This is a genomic window from Mesorhizobium sp. M1C.F.Ca.ET.210.01.1.1 (genome assembly GCF_004791585.1).
In the GTDB taxonomy this organism is placed as follows: domain Bacteria; phylum Pseudomonadota; class Alphaproteobacteria; order Rhizobiales; family Rhizobiaceae; genus Mesorhizobium.
The window spans coordinates 1-279 of sequence record NZ_SRUU01000235.1 but is presented as its reverse complement, the minus strand read 5'-3'; the positions used below and the strand labels follow the sequence as shown (position 1 = coordinate 279).

Sequence of the window (279 nt, the reverse complement as noted above, 5' to 3'; positions counted from 1 at the left end):
AAATGCCTGCTACCAGGTATGTGTTCCAGTTTTCCTTGACATGGTTGGCTACCTTCTTTGCAACTGTTTTAGCGTCGTTCCAAGCGTTCTCGACCCAGTCCCACCCTTGACCGTTGAGGTCGAATCGATTAATGGGATCTGTCGGGTATGCGTAGTCGTTGGCTCCGCCGCCTACGACGGGGTCGATGCTGGCGAAGCGGCCGGTGGTGGGGCGGTAGAGGGAATGTCCGAATAGCGGTGGATCCGGGTCTGGTCTGACCGAGAGGAACGGGCCATGAC

General features: G+C 57.3%; 1 protein-coding gene. It reads right to left on the bottom strand.

Annotation, left to right across the window (positions count from 1 at the left end; translation table 11 throughout):
* On the bottom strand, window positions 1-279 hold a 279-nt coding region (locus EN853_RS33725), incomplete at both ends, for an RHS repeat-associated core domain-containing protein (protein ID WP_135861390.1).